This window comes from Acinetobacter sp. ACNIH2 (assembly GCF_002934965.1).
Classification (GTDB): Bacteria; Pseudomonadota; Gammaproteobacteria; order Pseudomonadales; family Moraxellaceae; genus Acinetobacter; species Acinetobacter tandoii.
Map to the genome: position 1 here is coordinate 3,297,927 of NZ_CP026412.1, position 22,764 is coordinate 3,320,690.

The window sequence follows — 22,764 nt, forward strand, 5'->3', positions numbered from 1 at the left end:
GCCTACAAACTCTTATTTTCAGCTCGCTTCTGTACAATTCGTTACATAGCTCACCAACTTGCTATGCAGTATCTGTAAACTTTGTGACAGCAAAGTGAAAACTAAATGACAGTTTGATGACGCGATGTGATTGGATAACGCTCAGTTTTTGTTTTACTTTTTCTCTTAAATGAAAAATGGAGCCAACGGGCTCCATTTAATTTGTAGTTTATCAACTTAAGATTCTAAAGCAGCTTTAATTTTTTCAGCTTGAGCTTTAATCTTTTCTTGATCACCCATTTGTGCAGCGTGCTTACCTAAATGATGCACGTTGGTCGGAATGAGATGGAAATGGACATGCGGAACAGTTTGTCCAGCAGGTGCTCCACTTAATTGCATTAAGATAATGCCATCTACACCCAGTGCTTTTTCAATTGCACGTGCAATTTTTTGTGTGACCTGAATGGTATATGCGGCAGCTTCGGCAGGAAGATCAAGTAAGCTTATAGCTGGAGTTTTAGGAATGACTAGGGTGTGGCCTTCAGCTTGCGGCATGATATCCATAAAAGCAAGAACCTGATCATCTTCATAGACTTTAATTGCAGGAAGCTCTCCACGAAGAATTCTTGCAAAAATATTTTGATCATCGTAAGCCATAATTATTCCTTTAACAGTCTCCATTTAGGGAGAAGCTTGGTGGTTATTTACAATTTAATTCTTTCTGACGAGCTTTGATTTCGTCAAGACGTTGCTGCTCTTTGTCTGAAAATTTAGGTTTGGTAGTATAGCAATTGTCATTACCAAACTTTGCTTTTGCTTCAGGGTCTTTAAAACAGAAACCTTTAGATGCATAGATCACATCATGATCATTCTTGAGTTTTTGACACTCTTGCTCTGGCGTAGCGGCCAAAGTATTTGCACCAATAAGGGTTGATAGACCAGCAAGACAAGCAATAAGCAACTTACTCATAAGAGTTTCCTCACGGTTTGTAACAGTATATGTTTAATACCTTATTACAATATTGGGTTTAATTTGTCATCTTCAATGGCAATAAATTACTCTAGCGTACTTTTGCTCAACATGATAGGCAAAAGTTATATATATCAATAATTTTATAAAGTTAAATTGATAATAAAAATTTAACTCATTTAACTTTAATTGTTATTGTCTCTAGTTCAACGTTATGTTGGACTTTTTTGAATTTGTTATGGGGAATGACATGATTGAAAATTTTTATAAATATCTTGGGGCTTTACATGATGCCAGATTGTACGGATTCTTACTTGATTGGAATCCAGAATTATGGAAATTCGATGTTATTTTATATGTCCATATCTTCTCTGATTTTGATTGTGAATTGGAGCAATATTCGCTTGAGAAAGCCTTAGTGACATTTGAAAATGCTTCAATTGATAAATTCAGTATTACGAATGATTTAAGTTGCGGGCAATTTTACATAATTGATTACGAAGTTAAAGATCTAGGAAATGATAAGTATCAATTTGTTTTTGAATTTAACAAAACTGTACCAGAATTGGTTATCACGGCTGAAAATATGAGAATTACAACCTCTGGAGTTGTGGTAGAAAAGAATGAACAGCATCTGGCGACCAATTGGTCAAAATTATTTGATTAAAAGATTGCGGTATTAGCCAATTTGGTTATGTTTGATTTTGTTAAAATTATAAAAATAAAAAAGCCCCACTATGTTAAGTAGGGATTTTTATTAAATTTAAAATAAACTTTTGATTATAAAAAACCAAATCATTCCAACGTAATTTTGCTCCAAGATTCATATAATTTTACTGCACTAGAAAAATCACTTTCTGCAGGCGAAAGATCACTTGCTGCTTGTATGAGACTTTGTGTCAATGCAATTACAGGTGCTGAAAGTTTAGCATCACGGACCAAATCTAATGCTATTCCAGTATCCTTTGCCAATAACGGTAAAGCAAAGGTAAGCGGGAAACTACGGTTTAAAACACGTTGCGGTAATACGGTCTCAGTCACACCACTTTTACCACTAGAGGCATTAATACAATCTAGTGCTTCACCCAAATTTACACCATGTGCTTTTAAAGTGGTAAAGCCTTCGGCAACTGAGCAAAGATTGACTGCAAGAAGCATGTTATTCACCGCTTTCACAGCGAAACCAGCACCTGAGTTACCCACATGCTTAATGAGTTTTCCAATCGCTTGCAAGGCAGGGAGTGCTTTTTCGAACGCTTCTGCATCACCACCTACCATGACGGTCAGTGTGGCATTTTCAGCGCCAATCGTTTGACCACTTACAGGAGCATCTAAGAAAGTCACTTGTTGTGTTTGTAAAGCTTCTGCCAAATTTTTAGCAGACTCTGGTACACCACTTGTACAATCAATCCAAATACTACCTGCTTTTAACGCTAATCCAGAAATAAGCGCTTCAACATCTTGGCTTGTTGGAAGGCAAGAAAAAATAATGTCTGCCTGAACTGCATCTTGTAAAGAAACAGCAAGGGTTCCATATTCAGTTGCATGTTGTTCGGCCTTGGAAAAATTACGATTCCAAACAAAAACGGTTTCAAAATGTTTAGGGAGATGAGCTGCCATACGATAACCCATAGCACCTAAACCGATAAAAGCAACTGAATGAATCATGATTTTTCCTTTATATCTTTGTCGATCTTTGTTCTAGCCACGAAGTGAGTTTGGGCCAAAATTGTTCAGCGCTTGCCTTATTTGACATTAAGCCCAAATGTCCTCCGGGGATAAGAGTAAACGTGACATCTTGGCTGTTTGTCAATTCGCATAATGGTTTTATTGCTGCTTCTGTAACAAGTTGATCGGTTTGACCTGCGCCAATCAATAAGGATGAAGTAATTGAATTTAATTTGATTTGTTTATCTTCAAGCTGAATAACCCCATATTTTAGTTCATTTTTCAGCCAAATTTTAAAAATCATGTCTTGGTTGATACCACCAGGGTAGTCAATCATATTATTGAGAAACTGACTAATCGTGGCATTTTCACTGATGGTTTCCAAATCATCTAAGTTGTTCAAAAGGGTTTTATAACTTGCATACCAACCTTTAGGGTCCAGAATTTTAAAACCAATTGAATTTAAGCGCCCTGGCGTATGAGTAAATTTTTTGGGAATATGGCTTGAAAATAAGAATTGATGCAGTGTTGTATTTTTTTGGATCAGTCGATACATATTTTGATTCACTTTACCAATGAATCCAGAAGCATAACTATCAATAGGACTGCCTAAAATAATTAAGTTTTTTACAAAATTAGGCTGTCGTAAAGCACTATAAAGTAAAACAAAAATGCCTGCCATACTCCAGCCATATAGTGAAATTTGCTCAGATTGAGCATGACTGCGTATCTTGTTAATACAGTCAGGAAGTGCGTAATCAATAATGGTGAGGAAGTGAATATGTCGGTCACGGAAACGAAAGTGGTTCCATTCCACTAAATACACATCAAAACCTTGATTTTGAAAATGTTTTACTAAAGACCGATAAGGAAACAAATCGTATATCGCCATATTAATGGCAAAAGGTGCAACAAAAACTAGCGGTTCGAGATAACGATTTGAGACAGCAGGGTAATAACGCACTTTAGAATAATCATTGTGTGCCACAATTTCAAAAGGCGTACTTTCGGACAAAATGAGTGAATGTTGCTTGAAGATGCGCGTAGATAAGTTTTTAAGTCGGACTTTCTGACTGGCGATCCGTTGTTTTAGTTGTGTCATCGCGGACATTTTAATTGGCCTACCTGAAGATTTGCTCGAAGTCTAAACGATAATTTTATATTTTACCTTGACCTGAAATAGCGTAGACGCTCAAAATGTTGGCAATTATTCACAAAGGCAGTTCTGAGAACTGAATCGTAGAAATGAGCCAACAAGACGACATTGAATATCAACTCGATACATTAGCGATTCGTACTGGTCATACGCGTAGTTTTGAGGGTGAGCACGGCGAGCCAATTTTTTTAACCTCATCATTTGTTTATGAAAATGCGGCTGAAGCTGCGGCCAAATTTTCTGGACAAGAACCAGGAAATATTTACTCGCGCTTTACCAATCCAACTGTATCGATGTTTGAAAAACGTTTAGCTGCTTTGGAAGGTGCTGAGCGTGCAGTTGCAACCAGTTCGGGTATGGCTGCAATTATGGCAGTGGCAATGTCGTTTTTAAAAGCAGGGGATCACGTGATTTGTTCCCGCGCTGTTTTTGGTTCTACAGTTTCATTATTTGAAAAGTATGTGGCTAAATTTGGTGTTGCAGTCGATTTTGTAGATTTAACGGATTTGTCAGCTTGGAAAAATGCGGTTAAACCGACCACTAAGCTTTTATTTGTGGAGTCTCCATCAAATCCTTTAGCAGAAGTGGCAGATATTCAGGCCTTGGCAGATATTGCACATGCAAATAATGCATTACTTGCGATAGATAATAGCTTCTGTACGCCTGTATTACAGCGCCCAATTCAGTTTGGTGCCGACTTAATTGTTTATTCGGCAACAAAGTATTTAGATGGTCAAGGTCGTGCCTTGGGTGGTGCTGTCGTGGGGAGTCATAAACTTCTTGAGGAGGTTTTTGGTTATGTGCGTACAACAGGCCCATCAATGAGTCCTTTCAATGCGTGGGTATTCCTCAAAGGTTTGGAAACTTTAAGTTTGCGCATGAAGGCACACTCTGAAGGTGCGCAAAAGTTAGCTGAATATCTTAAACAGCACGATAAAGTTGAAAAAGTCTATTATGCAGGTTTGCCTGAACATGTGGGGCATGAGCTTGCAGCAAAACAACAAACTGGCTTTGGTGGTATTGTATCTTTTGAAGTAAAAGGTGGGCGTGAAGAGGCTTGGAAAGTCATCGATAGTACCCAATTTATTTCAATAACAGGTAACTTGGGTGATGTGAAGTCAACAATTACCCATCCCGCAACCACGACTCATGGTAAGCTTTCGCCTGAAGCAAAAGAAGCGGCGGGTATTCGTGAAAGTTTAATCCGTGTTTCAGTCGGTTTAGAAGACATTGATGATATTATTCGCGATTTAAACCGTGGTTTAAATCTGATTTAAATTGAGCGTTAGTTTTTAAATATTGTTCGGAGACTTTTATGAACATTAATATGTTGATGCAGCAAGCTCAACGCATGCAAAAAGAAATGGAAGGCAATCTTAAAAAAGCCAAAGAAGAGCTTGCACAAACCGAAGTTCATGCTGAAGCAGGTGGTGGTTTGGTTAAAGTGACAATGACTTGCCGTAATGTGGTGAAGCGTATTGAGATTAACCCTGAATTGTTACAAGACGATCCAGATATGATTGAAGACTTGATTGCTGCTGCAATGAATGATGCGGCACGTCAGGCAGAAGCAATCTCTGAAGAGCGTCTAAAAGGTGCAAGTTCAGGCATGGGTCTACCACCAGGTCTTGCAGGGATGTTCTAATCCTAAGTGGTTTCTTACCTCCCTTTTTAGGGAGGTATTTTTATATAGGAATAATCGTGTTTAGTGATCGATTTGAACAATTAGTTCAAGCTTTAAGAATTTTACCGAGTGTGGGGCCAAAGTCTGCACAACGTATGGCATTGCATCTGATTATGAAAAATCGGGAAGGTGCAGTAGGTTTAGCTCATGCTTTGACCGAAGCAACCAATCATATTCATGAATGTTGTGTGTGCCATTCACTTACAGAAGAAGAAGTCTGTGATATCTGCCTTTCTAACGAGCGTGATGACCAGCTATTGTGTGTGGTAGAGTCTCCTGCGGATGTGATGGCCATTGAGCAAAGTGGAAGTTTTCGAGGCAAATATCATGTTTTAGGTGGGCATTTGTCACCACTCGATGGTATTGGACCAGACGAAATAGGCATTCCTCATTTAGTACAGCGCTTAACTGATGGCAAGATTACAGAAGTGATCCTTGCAACCAACGCAACCGTTGAAGGTCAAGCAACTGCACATTATTTGGTTGAAGCTTGTAAGCATTTACCTGTCCATATGACAAGAATTGCACAAGGCGTACCACAAGGTGGTGAGCTGGAATATGTGGATAGTCATACTTTGAGTCAGGCTGTACACAACCGTATGCGCATGAAATAAGTAAATACTTGTTTCATGTCCATTTTAGAGGAATAGTCCTTTAAATTTTGAAAGATATTTTAACGATCAGTATATTTTTAGGAAATTAATAATATAAAAAAAGTATCAATAAACAGATAAATAGAGCTTATGTACTAAAATTTAAAATAATTATTTAACAGAAATTTAAAATTTTTATAGATAATTGTTATATATAAGGTAAGATATCTTTTTAGAGAATCTATTCCTAGACTCGGCAGTATGTTTCAGTTTATTCAGCACCAAACAGATTTCAATAACTTTTTGTCCATCATGGATCAAAATTCCATTTATGGGCTTGATACAGAGTTTATTAAAGTGGATACCTTGTGGCCAAAGCTTGGTGTGTTCCAAATTAACGTTGCTAATCAAGTCTATTTATTAGATGGGACGACTTTAGATCTCACATTATTCTGGAAAAAAATCTTTACTGCGCAATTGAATGTGTTTCATGCTTGCGGCGAAGATATTGATTTAATTTATCATTACGCAAAAGACAAGTCACTCAGTAATGTTTTTGATACCCAAATTGGGATGTCATTTTTAGGTCATGGCTTGCAAGTCAGTTATCAAAATGCGTTGAAACAAATGTTGAATGTGGATATTGATAAAGATCAGACCCGTTCAGATTGGTTGGCGCGTCCATTGTCTCCAGAACAACTCAATTATGCTGCGAATGATGTACTGTACATCATGGCTTTGGCACAAAAAGTCAGATCAGAATTACAAGAAAAGTATTTATTAGATTTTGCTCAGGAAGATTGTCAAAATCTAACCTATGAAATTGGTCAAGAAACGCCATTGGCTTTGCTTTATCAAGATATTGGAAATTATCGTCATTCACGCCGTGAGCTGATGCAATTACAGCAATTGGCTGTTTGGCGTGAGCAAATGGTTAAGGCACTCAATCAGCCGCGTAGCTTTATTCTTAAAAATTCGACCATGATTGATTTGGTCGAGAAAAATCCGAAAAATCATTTTCAATTGTGTAATGTCAAAGATATTCGTCAAAACATTCTACGTGAACATGGGAAAACCATTTTAGACTTATTGAAGTTTTTACCTGCTCAAGAAGAATGGCCATTGCGTATGGCACGCCCAATCCGCCATTCATCTAAAGAAATTGGCAATAAGGTCGATACTGTCATTCAAAAAGTGGTCAATGAAACAGCAGTTCCAAAGGAAGTTTTATTGCGTAAAAAGTGGCTTAATGCTGTTTACCAACATGTCGTGTCGGGTCATGATGAGCAGGATTTACCAAACTATTTACTAGGATGGCGTTATGAGCTTTTGACCAAGCCGCTTATTCAAGTATTACACGACGATCAGCAATATTTATCGACACAAATGCAAGTCGCCCAATAGTTACTCAGATTTGTTTAAAGAATTGACACTTAGACAAATTGACGACTGCTGCGTTAATAATCACTACTGAATCAGATTATTTTTTGTTGTATGCTTGGCGCTGTATTTTCTAAGTTAAGTAATGTTCTAAACATGCATTGTTCAATCTATAAATCGAGCAAAAAAGACGAGATGTACCTTTATGTTGCTCGTCCTTCTGAAAATGATGCAGAAGCATCTAATCCATTAGACGTTGTTCCTGAAGCGCTGCGAGTTGCTTTTGGTCGTGCTACATTCGTGATGCATATTGAGTTATCTGAGACACGCAAATTGGCACGTGTAAATGTATTGCATGTAATGGATTCGATACAAACCAACGGTTTCTTCATTCAAATGCCACCAGAAGGGTTAATTAATCCGAATGCTGTAGCCCCAGAAGGCTTGCGTGGCGCTTAATTTCATTCAGGAGTTGTACTATGGATAATTTATTTTCAATTTTAGACACAATTCCTGAAGATACTATTGCAGTGAGTGTGTATTTGTTAGGTAGCATCATTATTTTATGGTGCTGGTATGCAATAGCGAAACGCTTGCCAAAACCATTTGGCGGTATTAGTTGGATGGTTGTTTTTGCCTTGATGCTAACGCCAACGGTTTCTGAAGGGACAAATGCTTCGATTGCGCCTGCATTTTTTGGTTTGATGTTTGGCATACTGACTAAAGAAAACCCGCTCATTTGGTTTAATTTATCTGCAATTTTATGTGTTCTGGGTTTGGGTTTGATCGTTGGGTATTGCTGGTCTAAGTACAGTGATAAACGCGGAATTCCTGTAGTTAACAAGAAAAGTTCACCACTTTAAATAAAAAATAAGGTTATCTTATGTCTGTTGATACTCAACAATTTACGGGTACAAGTCAGTACATTGCGACTGATAGTTTAAAGCTAGCAGTGAAAGCTGCGCGTGCATTGCAAAAGCCATTATTGGTTAAAGGAGAGCCAGGAACAGGCAAGACTTTATTGGCAGAGCAGGTTGCAGAAAGCTTAGGTTTAAAACTCATCACATGGCACATCAAGTCGACAACCAAAGCACAGCAAGGTTTGTATGAATATGATGCAGTTTCGCGTTTACGTGATAGCCAGTTGGGTGATGACCGTGTCTACGACATTAAGAACTACATTAAACCGGGTAAGTTGTGGGAAGCATTTACCAGTGAAGAACGCTGCGTGTTGTTGATTGATGAGATTGATAAGGCGGATATCGAGTTTCCTAATGATTTATTGCATGAGCTCGATAAAATGTCTTTCTTTGTGTATGAAACAGGCGAAACCATTACCGCGACTCAACGCCCAATTGTCATCATCACCTCAAATAATGAAAAAGAATTGCCTGATGCTTTCTTGCGTCGTTGTTTCTTCCATTATATTGAGTTTCCAGATGAAGCAACCATGCGTGAAATTATTGATGTGCATTTCCCGCAGGTTTCAACAGCATTAGTAAATGAAGCACTTCAAGTTTTCTTTAAATTACGTCAGGTTCCTGGGCTAAAAAAACCGCCTTCAACCTCTGAATTGATTGATTGGTTAAGCCTGTTAATGGCAGATGACATGCCTGAAGATGTACTGCGTAACCATGATAAAACTAAAGCCATTCCACCACTTTATGGTGCATTAATTAAAAACGAGCAAGATGTGCAGTTACTTGAGCGTTTAGCCTTTATGTCGCGTCGCTAAAGGAGAAACACGCATGTTTGTGCGCTTGTTTTATACTTTACGTAAATATGGTGTGCCTGTGTCTACACGAGAGCTCATTGATCTGAATGAGGCGGTTGCATCAGGCTTAGTATTTGCCGATCAAGAAGAGTTTTATCAGCTTGCCAAAACCATTATGGTGAAGGATGAGCGTTTCTTCGATAAATTTGATCGGGGTATGAAGGACTATTTTGACGGTATTTCAACATTTGACTTGGATGAGTTACTCAATCAAGTTCAGCAGTTACCCAAAGATTGGTTCGATTTAGAATTATTAGAAAAACACCTTACGCCAGAGCAGCGTGAAGAACTTAAAAAAGCAGGTTCTCTCGAAGAATTGATGAGAATGTTGGAAGAGCGATTACGCGAACAACATAAAAAGCATCAAGGTGGTAATCGAATGATTGGTACGGGAGGAACATCTCCTTTTGGTGCTTATGGAGACCATCCTGAAGGTGTGCGTATTGGTGGTCCAAGTCGGAAGCGGTCTGCGGTAAAGGTTTGGGAACAGCGCAAATACCGTAATTTGGATGATGAGCAGATTTTGGGGACACGTCAAATGCAATTGGCATTACGCCGTTTGCGTAAGTTTGCTCGCCAAGGTGCAGCCGAGGAGTTGGACATTGATGGCACCATCAAAGAAACGGCAAAGCAGGGTATTTTAGATGTTCAATTGGTGCCTGAACGTCGTAACCGCGTTAAAGTCTTGATGTTGTTTGATGTGGGTGGCTCAATGGATTCTCATATTGCGCAATGTGAGAAATTATTTAGTGCAGCCAAAACAGAATTTAAAACACTCGAGTATTTCTATTTCCATAATTGTTTGTATGACTATGTCTGGAAAGATAATGTACGTCGCTCAAATACACGCATGAACACATGGGATTTATTCAATACTTATGGGCGAGACTATCGTGTAATTGTCGTTGGTGATGCAAGTATGGCACCTTATGAGCTTAATTCGGTTGGAGGCTCGGTCGAATATATGAATGATGAGTCGGGGCAGGTGTGGCTACATCGGTTACGTCAGCATTTTGATAAAACGGCTTGGCTAAATCCTGAAGAAGAAAATTATTGGCATTACACGCAGACCATTGGTGCAATCAAACAGATTTTTGAGCAGCATATGTATCCGATGACCTTAAAAGGGGTAGAGGATTTAACCAAATACTTAGCACGTTAAATATTTTATGTTTCTAAGTAAGTATTAAATATTTGATAAATAATAAATCTGATAAAGGGGGGATAAGCGATGAATCATCAAATTAATGGGGTAGATTTACCAAATGCCGAAGGTTTCTTTGGGCCTTATGGTGGTCAGTTTATTCCTCCGCATCTTAAAGAAGCAATGGATGAAATTAACTTGGCATATGAAGAAATTCGTCATACGTCAGAATTTCAAAATGAGTTGGCGGACTTATTTGCAAACTATGTAGGTCGTCCTAGCCCTTTATTTCACGCGAAACGTTTGTCTGAGCAATTGGGTGGCGCGCAAATTTATTTAAAGCGTGAAGATTTGAACCATACGGGTGCTCATAAAATTAACCATTGTCTTGGTGAAGCATTACTTGCTAAGTACATGGGAAAGACTAAAGTCATCGCGGAAACAGGCGCGGGGCAACATGGCGTGGCTTTGGCGACAGCCTGTGCTTTAGTTGGAATTCCTTGTGAAATTCATATGGGACAGGTGGATATTGAGAAAGAACATCCAAATGTTGTGAAAATGAAGATTCTCGGGGCGAAACTGGTTTCGGTCACACGTGGGACCGCGACCCTTAAAGATGCAGTAGACAGTGCTTTTGAAGAATATTTAAACGATCCAAAAAATTATATTTATGCGATTGGTTCGGTTGTTGGTCCGCATCCATTTCCGAAAATGGTGCGTGATTTTCAAAGTATTATTGGTAAAGAAATTAAAGTGCAAGCCCAAGACCGATTTGGGCAAAGTCCTGATTATGTTGTGGCTTGTGTAGGTGGTGGCTCCAATGCAATTGGTGCATTTACTGCATTCTTAAATGATCCTGAGGTGAAATTAGTTGGTGTTGAGCCTGCTGGTCATGGATTAGATACAGCAATGCATTCTGCAACTTTAACTTTAGGTAAACCAAGTCAAATTCATGGTATGGCATGTTATGTGCTGGAAGATGAACAAGGTGAGCCTTTACCTGTACATTCAATTGCTTCTGGTTTGGACTATCCTGGTGTAGGACCACAACACAGCTTTCTTAAAGATTTAGGGCGTGTTGAATATACAACAGCAACCGATCAAGAGTGTTTAGATGCGTTTATGACTTTGTCGCGTGTTGAAGGGATTGTACCTGCACTAGAAAGCTCACATGCAGTCGCATGGGCATTACGAGAAGCACCTAAATTACCTAAAGATGTGAAAATTGTGGTGAATTTATCAGGTCGTGGTGATAAAGATTCTGATTATGTTGCAGACAAACTTGGTCTCAATTAAAACGTACACTTAAAAAGGTCAGCAAGCGCTGACCTTTTTTCTATATGGGCTGATATTTGATTAACCAGAGATATATTGCTGCAATTGCTCAATCAAGTTTTTCTGATCTGCCATCGCTGCTTTTACCAAGTCACCAATTGAAATTAAGCCAATCAGTCGTTCATTCTCAACCACAGGCAAGTGGCGTAGGTGGCGAACAGTCATTAACTCCAGGCAGTCTTCTATACTGGTGCTGGTTGTTACGGTCAATACAGTGGCCGTCATAATTTCACTGACATTGGTTGTAAATGAAGTGCGTTCCATTAATGCAACTTTACGAGTGTAATCACGTTCGGAAATAATACCAACGACTTTTTCGTCCTGTGTTACCACTAAAGCACCAATACCTTTGTCTGCCATAAGTGTAATGGCTTCAAATACGGTTGAATCTGGACGAATTGTAAAAACTGACTGTTCGGATTTATCTTGAAGGACTTGTACAACTTTAGTCATATTATTCATCTCTGATGTTGTTTATTGTTTGACTTTTAACTTAACTTGAAATATGCAAAATGCAAATACCTAAGCAGTCATAAATTGCATAAAATTAAAAAAATTAGGTGTTAAGTGTAAACACCTAATTTAATTTGCTTTAAGCGGGCTGTAATTGCACATCAGCAAAGAAAAAATGTCGCATTTGCTGAGTGGTGAGTTTAAATTTTTGACTAGAAGAATTACATAGCGCAGGAATGACTTTGAGTCGAGTTAAAGTTGGAAGCAACGATTTTTGAAAATCGGTAGGGGTAATCTTGCGAGGTGTATAGCTCGGCCAATGTACCTCTGCGTATTTATATGCTTGAGCGCTATTCATCCAGAATGGAAAAATAAAATCATCTTGGTCGGACATGATTGCCCAGCCGTCATTATATAAACCCCACAACACACCGCAGTACATCATGGATTTAAGAACAGTAATTTTAAAAAATAAGTCTTTCGCGATCGGTTGTAATTGACTAATTTGTTTCATATTGGACAAACTTTGTGAAGTCATGGGTTATTGTAAAAATATCATGTTAAATTTCAGTGTAAGCTTTGCGAAAAATCGTAAGTAAATATTTTTTTAAATAAAGCCCAAAAAAAAACGCCACCTAAGTGACGTTTCATTATGCTTGCATTGTGGCCATTTTCTGCCAGTACTGAGCTTTAAGAGAATCACGTTCTACACGAAAACCTTGGTAATAAAGTTCAGCTAAAAACATTGCTGCTTTACCATGACCTGCACGGGCAGCATCTTCCAACTGTAAAACTGCTTCTGAAAAGTTCATTTGTGATTGAATTGTGTTTACCGCATTAGCATACACATGTTCTAACTCATGATGAGAAATTTGTTGAATCATAGATAACTCCTTATTGTAATTATGATTGCACAGCTCGACTTTTATAGTCTTCATACTAATTTAACTAAGTATTATTAAACTAATATTACAGATTAAGTGAAAAGTCAAATAAGATATGGGGGTAGTCTAAATAAATTCAAGTTACATGATTAAACAATAGTCAAAAAGTTTTTTTATTAAGATGGAACTACAGGATACTGTAATTAAAAGGAGAATAATATGACAAATACAATAGATGGTTTTACTTTTGATTTGCCACTCAATGCGGAAAAAATTATTGAATTGGCTCATTATCATCGTCAACAGTTAGATGAAGCTGTTTTTCATAATGAGATTCATTTGGGGGAATATTGTTTAGCTCAACGTAAACGTGTTTATGATTTTACACGAACATTAGAGCCGCAACAGCGAGTTGAATTTTATAAAATGTATGATGGGGAGCTGCGTAGAATTGCTGATGATGAGGACTTACATCCTGCAGATGCAGAACATGGTGTAGGCGTATTTACCATTGTACTGGCATTAGCGTTAATTGCTTTTATCCTTTATTTTGCTGTAGTCCGTAATATTACAAGCGGTTAAGACAGAATTTGCCCATTTTTAGCCAGTTGAGGTTAAGACTGGGCAAATAAACTTGAGATTCTATTGTTGTCAACCTACACTACCTACTCATTCGAGGTAGTGTATGCATAGCGCAAAGCAAAAAATTATTCATTTTTTAAATCAATTCAAATTAGAGAATTTATATTATTTCTTGGTCTTGCTGATTATTGGGGCAATTCTTTTTTTGGCCACTTTTGCATTATTTAGACCTGTCACACCAGAGCAATATCATCAAATCAAGCAGTTATCTCGACAAGCTTATTATCCTTCTACTCAAGATATGGCAGATCAGCTTTTGTATAAGCATCAGATTACTATTGGTCATTACCTGAAACTGATGCGGGCGTATCATGTGGAGAAAAATCAGGCGCAGGAGCTTCCTCCTTTGGCGGACGAGACGCTTCGTTGAATTTTGGTCGTGCTGCTTCGTTTGGAATGAGTTTTTCATTGTCATTTAAATTATTTTGTAGAATTTGCTCTAAGGCAGATTTATCTAATTTTTTGCTAAAAATAATGATCGTTAATCGATCTGGATGTAAATGCTTTTGAATAGCACCTTGTACTTGAGTAGCGGTAACTTTACTTAATTCTTCAGTGTAGTAGTCTAAATAATTAGCAGGTAAATGATAAAAACCAATAGCACCTAACTGAGCATTAATCGCGGCATTGCTACTATAGTGATTTGGAAAAGCTCGTATCATGCCCAATTTTGCTTGTTCAAGCTGTTGTTTATCAATCGGAGTATGGATGAAATTGACTAAGGCTTGATGTGCAATTTGAATGCTTTCTAATAAATGTTCTTGCTCAGTAGAATAGCCTAAGCTAAAAGGACCAGCGACTTGCATAAAACTAAAATTACTATAAGCACCATAGGTTAGTCCGCGTTTTACGCGTAGTTCTTGGCTTAATATAGAATTGAATCCACCTGTGCCGAATATACGATTGGCAAGTAGTAGCGCTAAATAATCAGGATCATCACGAGTCGTTCCAATTTCACCCATAATAATATGTGCTTGGCTTGAAGCATAAGGGATATGCCGAATGTTAAAATCTGTACGAATATTGGGGGTTGGAAGGGCATTAGCCTTGTTTCCTGCGGGTAATTGCTTGGCTATTTTTTCAGACAGTTTTAATGCTTCTTTTGGATTTAATTGACCAGTAATTGCAATGTTCAAATTATTACGTACTAAAAATTGCTTGCGGAACTCGATCAAATTTTCAGGCGTAATGCGTTTAATGCTGGCTTGAGTTCCTGTAATCGGTTCGGCATAAGGGTGTTTCCCATATAAAGTGCGATAAAAAACAATATTTTTCATATGCTCTGGGTTTTCTTTTAATTGTTTTTGCCCCACTGCTCTATTACTGAGCATCAAATCAATACTTGGCGTTTGAAAGGTTGAATGATTCAACATGTCAAGCATCATTGCCACTGCGGGTTGTAACTTTTCAGGGTCAGATAAGGTTCTTAATTTGATAATAAACATATCTCGATATGACGCTACGCTGAATTTTGCTCCAACACTTTCGAAAGTAGAAATAATTTCTTCCGCCGTATAGTTGCTGGTTCCTTCATCTATTAGCTGTGCCACCATGTTGGACAAACCATAAAGATTAGATCCTATTTCCGAGTCACGTGCTGAACCTGCATTAAATGTCAGTTGAATATCCACCATGGGTAGAGTTGGAGATTCTACAAACAGTGATCGAACATGAAAGCGATTATTCAATTCATGTACGAAAGGTGCGGTTTGATGTGGGTTTTCCTGAATATTTTTGAGGCTTTGTAGCTGAGTAATTGATTTGAACTCATTTGTTGATTGCGTGCTTGGTGCAACCTCGGCAAAACTAGCAGGTGGACATAAAAAAGAGCTGATAATACATAAATGAAATTTCCACATTTTCTTCTCCATTGGTTATTTTTTCTGATCAGGGAGAATATGCATGTTGCTTAAATTGTTTTGGTTGAAATAAGTATTCGCTACGCGTTGAATATCTTCGGGGGTAACTGATTCATAGTGTTGTTGTAATTGATCGATTAATTGATAGCTCAATCCATTCACCTCCAATGTTCCAATCATTCGGGCTTGTCCAGCTATATCATCTTGACTATAAATAAAATCAGCCATATATCGTGTCACTACACGATTCAGTTCGTCATTAGAGACTGGGGTGTTTTTAAGATTTTCAATTTCAGCCAATAAGGCTTTTTCAATCTCCTCAAGTGAAATTCCTTCAACAGGTAGAGCTGTAACACTAAACAGACTATCGCCACGATTATATGGATCATAAGATACACTAACCGATGTTGCTAACTTCTGTTTACGGACTAAATTATTTTGTAGACGTGAAGTTATTCCGCTATCCAGTATATTTTTGATCATCACCAACGCATAGACATCTTGTGGATTTTGCGCAGTGGCTAAGGAGTGAACATTCCAAGCCAAAAAGAGATTTGCCACTTGTACGGGAAGTTTAACCTCCATATAGCGATAGCCAATATTTGTATATTCTTGAACATCATTTCTTTGGGGGAGTGTTTTTGCTGTAATTGAAGAAAAGTATTGTTTTACTTGATGAAGCGTTTGTTTTGTATCTATATCACCAACAATAACTAAAATAGCATTATTGGGAGCGTACCAGTCTTCATACCATTTTTTGAGATCATTTAATTGTAAAGTGTTGAGATTTTTCATATAGCCAATTACAGGCTGTCTATAATGACTGGTTGGATAAGAAATCCATCTAAACCGTTCCGATGCAAGGGCACGTGGATTATCATCGGTTCTTTGACGTCGCTCTTCCATTACGACTTTAATTTCAGTATCAAAATCTTGTTGTCTGAGCAGTAAATTACTCATCCGATCAGCTTCTAATTCCAATGCTAAAGCTAAAAAATCTTTTTGGTAGAGCTGATAATAATTGGTGTAGTTGGTAAAAGTTGCTGCGTTCACGCTGCCACCGTAGAGACGGCTTAGGCGGGTAAATTCATCATTAGGTACTCGGGTTGTACCTTTAAACATCATATGTTCTAAAGCGTGTGAAATACCAAGCTGATTTCCTGATTCATCACTACTGCCAACGGCATACCAAATTTGTGTCATGACCATAGGTGAACGATGGTCTTCACGAATTATTACTTTCAGGCCATTGTCTAAAATATATTTTGAGATTAAATGTGTCTGATTGTTTTCAAGTTGTGCATAAATGGGAGAACAATAAATTGAACAACTGAAAAGTAATATACCTGCGAATATAGACGGTTTTTCTAGGTGCTTATTATTATTTTTGCCAAACACTTAAGGAACTCACAGGCCTTGGTATTTACATTCATTTTTAAGAAAATTGCGTATAAAAGCAAGACAAGGGTGTAGCTTTTTGTAGCTGATTTACACGCTACGGCAAGATAAAGAAAATCCTTATCTTTTATGCTAAAATTATTAACTTTTAACACGCTGCTTTTCAAAGGATTCGGCATGCAACAACAATCTACTGGGCAAAATAAATTTTTGATTGATGCTGATATTGGGGATGATGATGTAACTTTACCAAGTTTACCTGCGGTAAATGTGCCTATTATTGAGACGCCAAAAGCTGAAGAAATTGTTACACCAGTTCAAAAAGATTCTGATGAGCAAACTACCGAAAAGCCAACAGGCGGCTTTTTTAGCCGAATGAAAGAAGGGTTAACCAAAACCCGTAAAAACTTTGCTGATGGTATGGTCAATATTTTGATCGGCGGTAAAGAAATTGATGACGAACTACTCGAAGAAGTTGAAGAGCAGCTTTTAGTTGCAGATATTGGTGTAGATGCGACCAAAACAATTATCGCGAATTTAACAGAGCGTACTGCGCGTGGTGATTTAATTTACTCACATTCTTTGTATAAAGCATTACAGGAAGAATTGGTAAGTTTGTTGGCTCCACGTGTTAAGCCCTTACATATTGATCCAAATAAAAATCCATTTGTAATTTTGGTTGTGGGCGTAAATGGTGTAGGTAAAACCACCACTATTGGTAAATTGGCTAAGCGTTTGCAAGGTGAGGGTAAGAAAGTCATGCTTGCCGCAGGGGATACTTTCCGTGCAGCAGCGACTGAGCAATTACAAATTTGGGGGGAGCGTAACAATATCGCTGTCGTTGCCCAAGGTCATGGAGCAGATAGTGCCTCTGTTATTTTTGATGCTTTTGAAAGTGCACGTGCAAAAGGGGTAGATGTTCTAATTGCTGATACGGCTGGGCGTTTACATAACAAAAGCCATTTAATGCAAGAGTTGACGAAAGTTAAACGTGTTATGCAAAAAATTGATGCTACAGCGCCACATGAAATTATGTTAGTGGTCGATGCAGGCACGGGCCAGAATGCGATTAACCAAGTCGAGTTATTTGATGAGGCTGTTGGTCTTACAGGTATTACGATTACTAAATTAGATGGAACAGCAAAAGGCGGAGTTCTATTTAATATTGCAAGTCGTACACATGTTCCAATTCGCTTTATTGGTGTCGGTGAAAAAATTGATGATTTACGACCATTCTCTGCAAAATCATTTGTAGCTGCATTGTTTGAAACGGAAAAATAAAAGTAGTGTATTTCACACAAACTCCGCAAAATGCGGAGTTTGTCTTTTTTAGGGTATCTATTTGATTTAAAAGAGAACAGTTTATTTGCGATAAATAGTTTTTTTCCGAAAATTTAGCGTTAAAATAAAACCCTTAAAAAAAATATGTATATTCGGTTTTATGGGGTAATCAATGGCACTATTAGATAAACTTAGCCAAGTGCTAACGACTGAAATTACAACAGACTTAATTTTTAATAGAAAAAATGAAACGGATCCAAGAGAGTCTAGTTATCTACTACAATTACAACAACGTCGCTGTATACAACAATTAGGCAAGCGCGTAGCACATGATCAAGCATACTTAATCGATTTAATTCAGGCAGCGGTTCTAAATTGTCCATCTGCATTGAACATGAAAACTACACGTATCGTTATTTTATTTTCCAAAGCACATAAAGATTTCTGGCATTTGGTGCAAGAGATTCAAAAAACTCAAATACCTGAACATTTATTCTCTGCAACGGCAACAAAAATTCAAAAATGTAGCGCGGCTTATGGGACGGTTTTATTCTTTGAAGATCAAACAGTCATTGAAAACTTGCAAAAGAATTCCCCTTTAAACTCGGCAGAATTACCATTGTGGTCACAACAGAGTTCAGGAATGGCGCAGTATGCGGTTTGGATGGCTTTGGCAGAAATAGGAATAGGAGCAAACTTTAATTATTACAACCCATCAATTGATTACAAGGTTATGCAATACTTAAAAATAAGCACAAAATGGAAATTGCAAACTCAATTGGTATTTGGTTCTGTTGAACAAGATGCTGAACATCTAGAAGCTACCAATAAAGAAGCAGAATTTTTAGTTTTTAAATAAAGAGTGACAATTCCGTTTAGGCTTTAATGAAGCAAATTTTGTTATGCTTTGAACGTTCTAAATATAAGACAGACTGTCACAACCCTAGGTCTTTATATAATTTACAAAGGACTTATGATATTCCTAAGTCAATTGAGATATAAATCTCTATTTAACGAACCAATGAATGAGGAAATAATAATGGCATTCTTAGAGCATATGAAAAAACGCCGTACAATTTATGCAATCGGAAAAAATGTAAATCTGCAACAAACTGAAGTTGAACAGCTTATTAAAGATGCTGTACGTGAAAGTCCTTCTGCATTTAACTCTCAAACCTCACGTGTTGTTAGCTTATTTGGTCAATCACATTATAATTTCTGGGAAATTGTACGTGAAACTTTGCGTAAAATGGTTCCAGCGGAAGCTTTTGAGAATACGAGTAAAAAAATAGATAGCTTCTCAGCAGGTTATGCTACGGTTCTTTTTTATGAAGACCAAGATGTCGTTAAATCCTTGCAAGAGCAATTTGCTCTCTATGCAGATAACTTTCCAGTATGGTCGGAGCATTCATCAGCAATCGCCCAATATGCAGTTTGGACAATATTGGCTGAACATAACATTGGGGCATCTTTACAACACTATAACCCAGTGGTTGATGCTGAAGTTGCGGCAACTTTTGACATTCCAAGCAATTGGAAACTACGCGCCCAATTAGTATTAGGTTCAATCGAAGCTCCTGCTGGCGAAAAAACATATCTAGAAGATAATATTCGTTTTAAAACATTTAACTAAATGTCTTAGCCGCAACTATCTATATTGATGGTTGCGGTATCACAAAATGTTCCAATAACAATAATCACGTATACAGAAATTTAGTGAAATAAACGTTCTCTCGACCAAATGCCAATATCTTCTATTGTGTAAAGCATATAAAAATAAGTTCAAGAAAACGATTGCATTTCAAAAATGACTTTGTCATAAAATTGTCATTTATAACTTGCATAGTGCAACTAAAATTTAACAATGAATCAAGAGAAGGCAAAATGGCTTTACGTTTAACATTTGCTACAGCGGCATTAATAGTAAGTAGTTCAGTATTTTCGGCGGTTACAATTACAGCACCAGAAGAAATTAAGATCCTTGCGGTAAACGATCAAGAAGTGAATACAGGTTTATTTCGTTCAGAAAATAACGTCTATAAATTAGATGCAGGCAGCTCAGACATTAGTGTTCGTTACATTCAATACTTTGAACATATGTCTGGTGAGCACGATATCGTAAAATCAGGTGTTGTTACTTTGAAAACACCAAGCCTTCAAGATAATGAAACCTATAAATTAGCTTTAATCAATGCACCAAAAACGTTTGAAGATGCAAAAAAATACGCACAGCAACCGACAATTGCACTTTTTGATAAAAAACAGCAAGTATTGGTTCAGCAAACTGGTGCGAATACAGAACAAAAACCATGGTTAAGTCGAAGTATGTTTGGAGGGGCTTTAGATTTAACACAAAAAAATGCTACGCCTGCTAATCAGCCACCAGCTGTATATACACAACCTGTGAACCCACAATCTTCGACTCAACAAATTGCTACGAATGCAAAATCAAATGCTATAGCTGTAGATCAACAATTAATTGAGTTATGGAAGAAAGCAGATAAAACAGAACGTCAAAAATTTATGAGCTGGCTCGCCACACAAGCAAACTAGATCACATCGCAGCACAAAAACTTAGCACACCTGTTATGGACTAAGTTTTTTGTGTATCAAAACCTATGGAAAGTGTACTCAGACTTTAAATTTAGTGCTATAAATGTTCAATTAGGGTGAATATTGATCGCTTGATTGCATATTTTATAATTATTTATAAAATTGGCTTGCACTGAAAATAAAACCGTATAGAATGCACCCCATACCGACGAGATAGACGGAAACGAACGAAGTGCGAAGCACTGAGTTGTTGAGTATATTGAGTCCAGCATCTAATACTGATGAGGTATTAGATAGATCATTAAGAGATTATGAAGAACAACTTGTGTGGATTTTTACTGATTGATTGATCGAAATTATTTTCATTGATTGATGGTAGAAATTACTCGAAGTTTATTTGAGAAATTAATGTCAGAAAATTGATGAGCCAGATTTGGTGTTTAGAATAAAGCACTATTGATTTTAAACTGAAGAGTTTGATCATGGCTCAGATTGAACGCTGGCGGCAGGCTTAACACATGCAAGTCGAGCGGAGCGAGGGTGCTTGCACCTTAGCTTAGCGGCGGACGGGTGAGTAATGCTTAGGAATCTGCCTATTAGTGGGGGACAACATTCCGAAAGGAATGCTAATACCGCATACGCCCTACGGGGGAAAGCAGGGGATCTTCGGACCTTGCGCTAATAGATGAGCCTAAGTCGGATTAGCTAGTTGGTGGGGTAAAGGCCTACCAAGGCGACGATCTGTAGCGGGTCTGAGAGGATGATCCGCCACACTGGGACTGAGACACGGCCCAGACTCCTACGGGAGGCAGCAGTGGGGAATATTGGACAATGGGCGGAAGCCTGATCCAGCCATGCCGCGTGTGTGAAGAAGGCCTTTTGGTTGTAAAGCACTTTAAGCGAGGAGGAGGCTCTTAAGGTTAATACCCTTGATGAGTGGACGTTACTCGCAGAATAAGCACCGGCTAACTCTGTGCCAGCAGCCGCGGTAATACAGAGGGTGCGAGCGTTAATCGGATTTACTGGGCGTAAAGCGTGCGTAGGCGGCTGATTAAGTCGGATGTGAAATCCCTGAGCTTAACTTAGGAATTGCATTCGATACTGGTCAGCTAGAGTATGGGAGAGGATGGTAGAATTCCAGGTGTAGCGGTGAAATGCGTAGAGATCTGGAGGAATACCGATGGCGAAGGCAGCCATCTGGCCTAATACTGACGCTGAGGTACGAAAGCATGGGGAGCAAACAGGATTAGATACCCTGGTAGTCCATGCCGTAAACGATGTCTACTAGCCGTTGGGGCCTTTGAGGCTTTAGTGGCGCAGCTAACGCGATAAGTAGACCGCCTGGGGAGTACGGTCGCAAGACTAAAACTCAAATGAATTGACGGGGGCCCGCACAAGCGGTGGAGCATGTGGTTTAATTCGATGCAACGCGAAGAACCTTACCTGGTCTTGACATAGTAAGAACTTTCCAGAGATGGATTGGTGCCTTCGGGAACTTACATACAGGTGCTGCATGGCTGTCGTCAGCTCGTGTCGTGAGATGTTGGGTTAAGTCCCGCAACGAGCGCAACCCTTTTCCTTATTTGCCAGCACTTCGGGTGGGAACTTTAAGGATACTGCCAGTGACAAACTGGAGGAAGGCGGGGACGACGTCAAGTCATCATGGCCCTTACGACCAGGGCTACACACGTGCTACAATGGTCGGTACAAAGGGTTGCTACCTAGCGATAGGATGCTAATCTCAAAAAGCCGATCGTAGTCCGGATTGGAGTCTGCAACTCGACTCCATGAAGTCGGAATCGCTAGTAATCGCGGATCAGAATGCCGCGGTGAATACGTTCCCGGGCCTTGTACACACCGCCCGTCACACCATGGGAGTTTGTTGCACCAGAAGTAGCTAGCCTAACTGTAAAGAGGGCGGTTACCACGGTGTGGCCGATGACTGGGGTGAAGTCGTAACAAGGTAGCCGTAGGGGAACCTGCGGCTGGATCACCTCCTTAACGAAAGATT

Annotated in this window: 24 protein-coding genes and 1 rRNA gene; 16 read left to right on the top strand and 9 right to left on the bottom strand. The window is 38.5% G+C overall.

Annotated features, from left to right (window positions below):
* Window positions 1-216: 216 nt before the first annotated feature.
* The gene (locus tag C3F34_RS15685; protein WP_104442057.1) at window positions 217-636 is read right to left on the bottom strand and encodes an HIT family protein; all 420 of its coding nucleotides are present in this window, start codon (window positions 634-636) and stop codon (window positions 217-219) included.
* A gap of 43 nt (window positions 637-679) precedes the next feature.
* Window positions 680-949: a YARHG domain-containing protein gene (locus C3F34_RS15690; RefSeq protein ID WP_016166286.1), complete on the bottom strand. Its 270-nt coding sequence runs from the start codon at window positions 947-949 to the stop codon at window positions 680-682.
* A 250-nt stretch (window positions 950-1,199) separates the two neighbouring features.
* On the opposite strand from C3F34_RS15690, the gene C3F34_RS15695 reads away from it, so the two are divergent.
* The gene (locus C3F34_RS15695; protein WP_158654368.1) at window positions 1,200-1,616 is read left to right on the top strand and encodes a hypothetical protein; all 417 of its coding nucleotides are present in this window, start codon (window positions 1,200-1,202) and stop codon (window positions 1,614-1,616) included.
* Window positions 1,617-1,744: 128 nt separating this feature from the next.
* Here the strand turns inward: C3F34_RS15695 and C3F34_RS15700 are convergent, their stop codons facing one another.
* Both C3F34_RS15700 and C3F34_RS15705 read right to left on the bottom strand, forming a co-directional pair.
* On the bottom strand, window positions 1,745-2,617 hold the full coding sequence (locus C3F34_RS15700; protein ID WP_044740451.1) for an NAD(P)-dependent oxidoreductase: 873 nt from the start codon (window positions 2,615-2,617) through the stop codon (window positions 1,745-1,747).
* Between the two features lie 10 nt (window positions 2,618-2,627).
* Window positions 2,628-3,719 (bottom strand): alpha/beta fold hydrolase, encoded by a 1,092-nt coding sequence (locus C3F34_RS15705; protein ID WP_104442369.1) that lies wholly within the window; start codon window positions 3,717-3,719, stop codon window positions 2,628-2,630.
* Window positions 3,720-3,862: 143 nt separating this feature from the next.
* On the opposite strand from C3F34_RS15705, the gene C3F34_RS15710 reads away from it, so the two are divergent.
* From C3F34_RS15710 to trpB, 9 genes are all read left to right on the top strand, one after another.
* Window positions 3,863-5,050 (top strand): O-succinylhomoserine sulfhydrylase, encoded by a 1,188-nt coding sequence (locus C3F34_RS15710; RefSeq protein WP_104442059.1) that lies wholly within the window; start codon window positions 3,863-3,865, stop codon window positions 5,048-5,050.
* Between the two features lie 38 nt (window positions 5,051-5,088).
* Window positions 5,089-5,418, top strand: a complete 330-nt coding sequence (locus C3F34_RS15715; RefSeq protein ID WP_016166281.1) for a YbaB/EbfC family nucleoid-associated protein — start codon at window positions 5,089-5,091, stop codon at window positions 5,416-5,418.
* 56 nt (window positions 5,419-5,474) lie between these two features.
* On the top strand, window positions 5,475-6,071 hold the full coding sequence (recR, locus tag C3F34_RS15720) for a recombination mediator RecR (protein WP_044740453.1): 597 nt from the start codon (window positions 5,475-5,477) through the stop codon (window positions 6,069-6,071).
* Between the two features lie 240 nt (window positions 6,072-6,311).
* Window positions 6,312-7,454, top strand: coding sequence for a ribonuclease D (locus C3F34_RS15725; RefSeq protein ID WP_044740454.1), 1,143 nt, complete (start codon window positions 6,312-6,314; stop codon window positions 7,452-7,454).
* Between the two features lie 132 nt (window positions 7,455-7,586).
* Complete coding sequence (locus C3F34_RS15730) at window positions 7,587-7,889, top strand: YcgL domain-containing protein (RefSeq protein WP_026441167.1); 303 nt, start codon at window positions 7,587-7,589, stop codon at window positions 7,887-7,889.
* Between the two features lie 20 nt (window positions 7,890-7,909).
* Window positions 7,910-8,293: a hypothetical protein gene (locus tag C3F34_RS15735; protein ID WP_044740455.1), complete on the top strand. Its 384-nt coding sequence runs from the start codon at window positions 7,910-7,912 to the stop codon at window positions 8,291-8,293.
* Window positions 8,294-8,313: 20 nt separating this feature from the next.
* The gene (locus tag C3F34_RS15740) at window positions 8,314-9,165 is read left to right on the top strand and encodes an AAA family ATPase (RefSeq protein ID WP_044740456.1); all 852 of its coding nucleotides are present in this window, start codon (window positions 8,314-8,316) and stop codon (window positions 9,163-9,165) included.
* Between the two features lie 13 nt (window positions 9,166-9,178).
* Window positions 9,179-10,366, top strand: coding sequence for a vWA domain-containing protein (locus C3F34_RS15745; protein ID WP_104442060.1), 1,188 nt, complete (start codon window positions 9,179-9,181; stop codon window positions 10,364-10,366).
* Between the two features lie 69 nt (window positions 10,367-10,435).
* Complete coding sequence (gene trpB / locus C3F34_RS15750; RefSeq protein WP_016166274.1) at window positions 10,436-11,644, top strand: tryptophan synthase subunit beta; 1,209 nt, start codon at window positions 10,436-10,438, stop codon at window positions 11,642-11,644.
* A 60-nt stretch (window positions 11,645-11,704) separates the two neighbouring features.
* Here the strand turns inward: trpB and C3F34_RS15755 are convergent, their stop codons facing one another.
* From C3F34_RS15755 to C3F34_RS15765, 3 genes are all read right to left on the bottom strand, one after another.
* Window positions 11,705-12,136 carry a CBS domain-containing protein gene (locus C3F34_RS15755; protein ID WP_016166273.1) on the bottom strand — a complete coding sequence of 144 codons (432 nt, stop codon included), beginning with the start codon at window positions 12,134-12,136 and terminating at the stop codon, window positions 11,705-11,707.
* Between the two features lie 139 nt (window positions 12,137-12,275).
* Window positions 12,276-12,650, bottom strand: coding sequence for a DUF2750 domain-containing protein (locus C3F34_RS15760; RefSeq protein WP_044740458.1), 375 nt, complete (start codon window positions 12,648-12,650; stop codon window positions 12,276-12,278).
* 136 nt (window positions 12,651-12,786) lie between these two features.
* Entirely contained in the window at window positions 12,787-13,020 is a 234-nt protein-coding gene (locus C3F34_RS15765) for a hypothetical protein (protein WP_016166270.1), read from the bottom strand.
* Between the two features lie 219 nt (window positions 13,021-13,239).
* On the opposite strand from C3F34_RS15765, the gene C3F34_RS15770 reads away from it, so the two are divergent.
* Window positions 13,240-13,602: a hypothetical protein gene (locus C3F34_RS15770; protein ID WP_044740459.1), complete on the top strand. Its 363-nt coding sequence runs from the start codon at window positions 13,240-13,242 to the stop codon at window positions 13,600-13,602.
* A 335-nt stretch (window positions 13,603-13,937) separates the two neighbouring features.
* Here the strand turns inward: C3F34_RS15770 and C3F34_RS15775 are convergent, their stop codons facing one another.
* Both C3F34_RS15775 and C3F34_RS15780 read right to left on the bottom strand, forming a co-directional pair.
* Complete coding sequence (locus tag C3F34_RS15775; RefSeq protein WP_044740460.1) at window positions 13,938-15,533, bottom strand: M16 family metallopeptidase; 1,596 nt, start codon at window positions 15,531-15,533, stop codon at window positions 13,938-13,940.
* Window positions 15,534-15,536: 3 nt separating this feature from the next.
* Window positions 15,537-16,919 carry a M16 family metallopeptidase gene (locus tag C3F34_RS15780; protein WP_416333058.1) on the bottom strand — a complete coding sequence of 461 codons (1,383 nt, stop codon included), beginning with the start codon at window positions 16,917-16,919 and terminating at the stop codon, window positions 15,537-15,539.
* 177 nt (window positions 16,920-17,096) lie between these two features.
* Here C3F34_RS15780 and ftsY point away from each other — a divergent pair, with 177 nt between their 5' ends.
* From ftsY to C3F34_RS15810, 5 genes are all read left to right on the top strand, one after another.
* A complete protein-coding gene (ftsY, locus tag C3F34_RS15790) occupies window positions 17,097-18,200 on the top strand; it encodes a signal recognition particle-docking protein FtsY (RefSeq protein WP_016166265.1) in 1,104 nt (367 codons plus the stop codon).
* A gap of 172 nt (window positions 18,201-18,372) precedes the next feature.
* Window positions 18,373-19,059: a nitroreductase family protein gene (locus C3F34_RS15795; RefSeq protein ID WP_104442062.1), complete on the top strand. Its 687-nt coding sequence runs from the start codon at window positions 18,373-18,375 to the stop codon at window positions 19,057-19,059.
* Between the two features lie 180 nt (window positions 19,060-19,239).
* Window positions 19,240-19,833, top strand: a complete 594-nt coding sequence (locus C3F34_RS15800) for a nitroreductase family protein (RefSeq protein ID WP_016166263.1) — start codon at window positions 19,240-19,242, stop codon at window positions 19,831-19,833.
* A 251-nt stretch (window positions 19,834-20,084) separates the two neighbouring features.
* Window positions 20,085-20,753 carry a DUF2057 family protein gene (locus C3F34_RS15805; protein ID WP_044740462.1) on the top strand — a complete coding sequence of 223 codons (669 nt, stop codon included), beginning with the start codon at window positions 20,085-20,087 and terminating at the stop codon, window positions 20,751-20,753.
* Between the two features lie 464 nt (window positions 20,754-21,217).
* Window positions 21,218-22,754 (top strand): 16S ribosomal RNA (locus C3F34_RS15810).
* Window positions 22,755-22,764 lie beyond the last annotated feature (10 nt).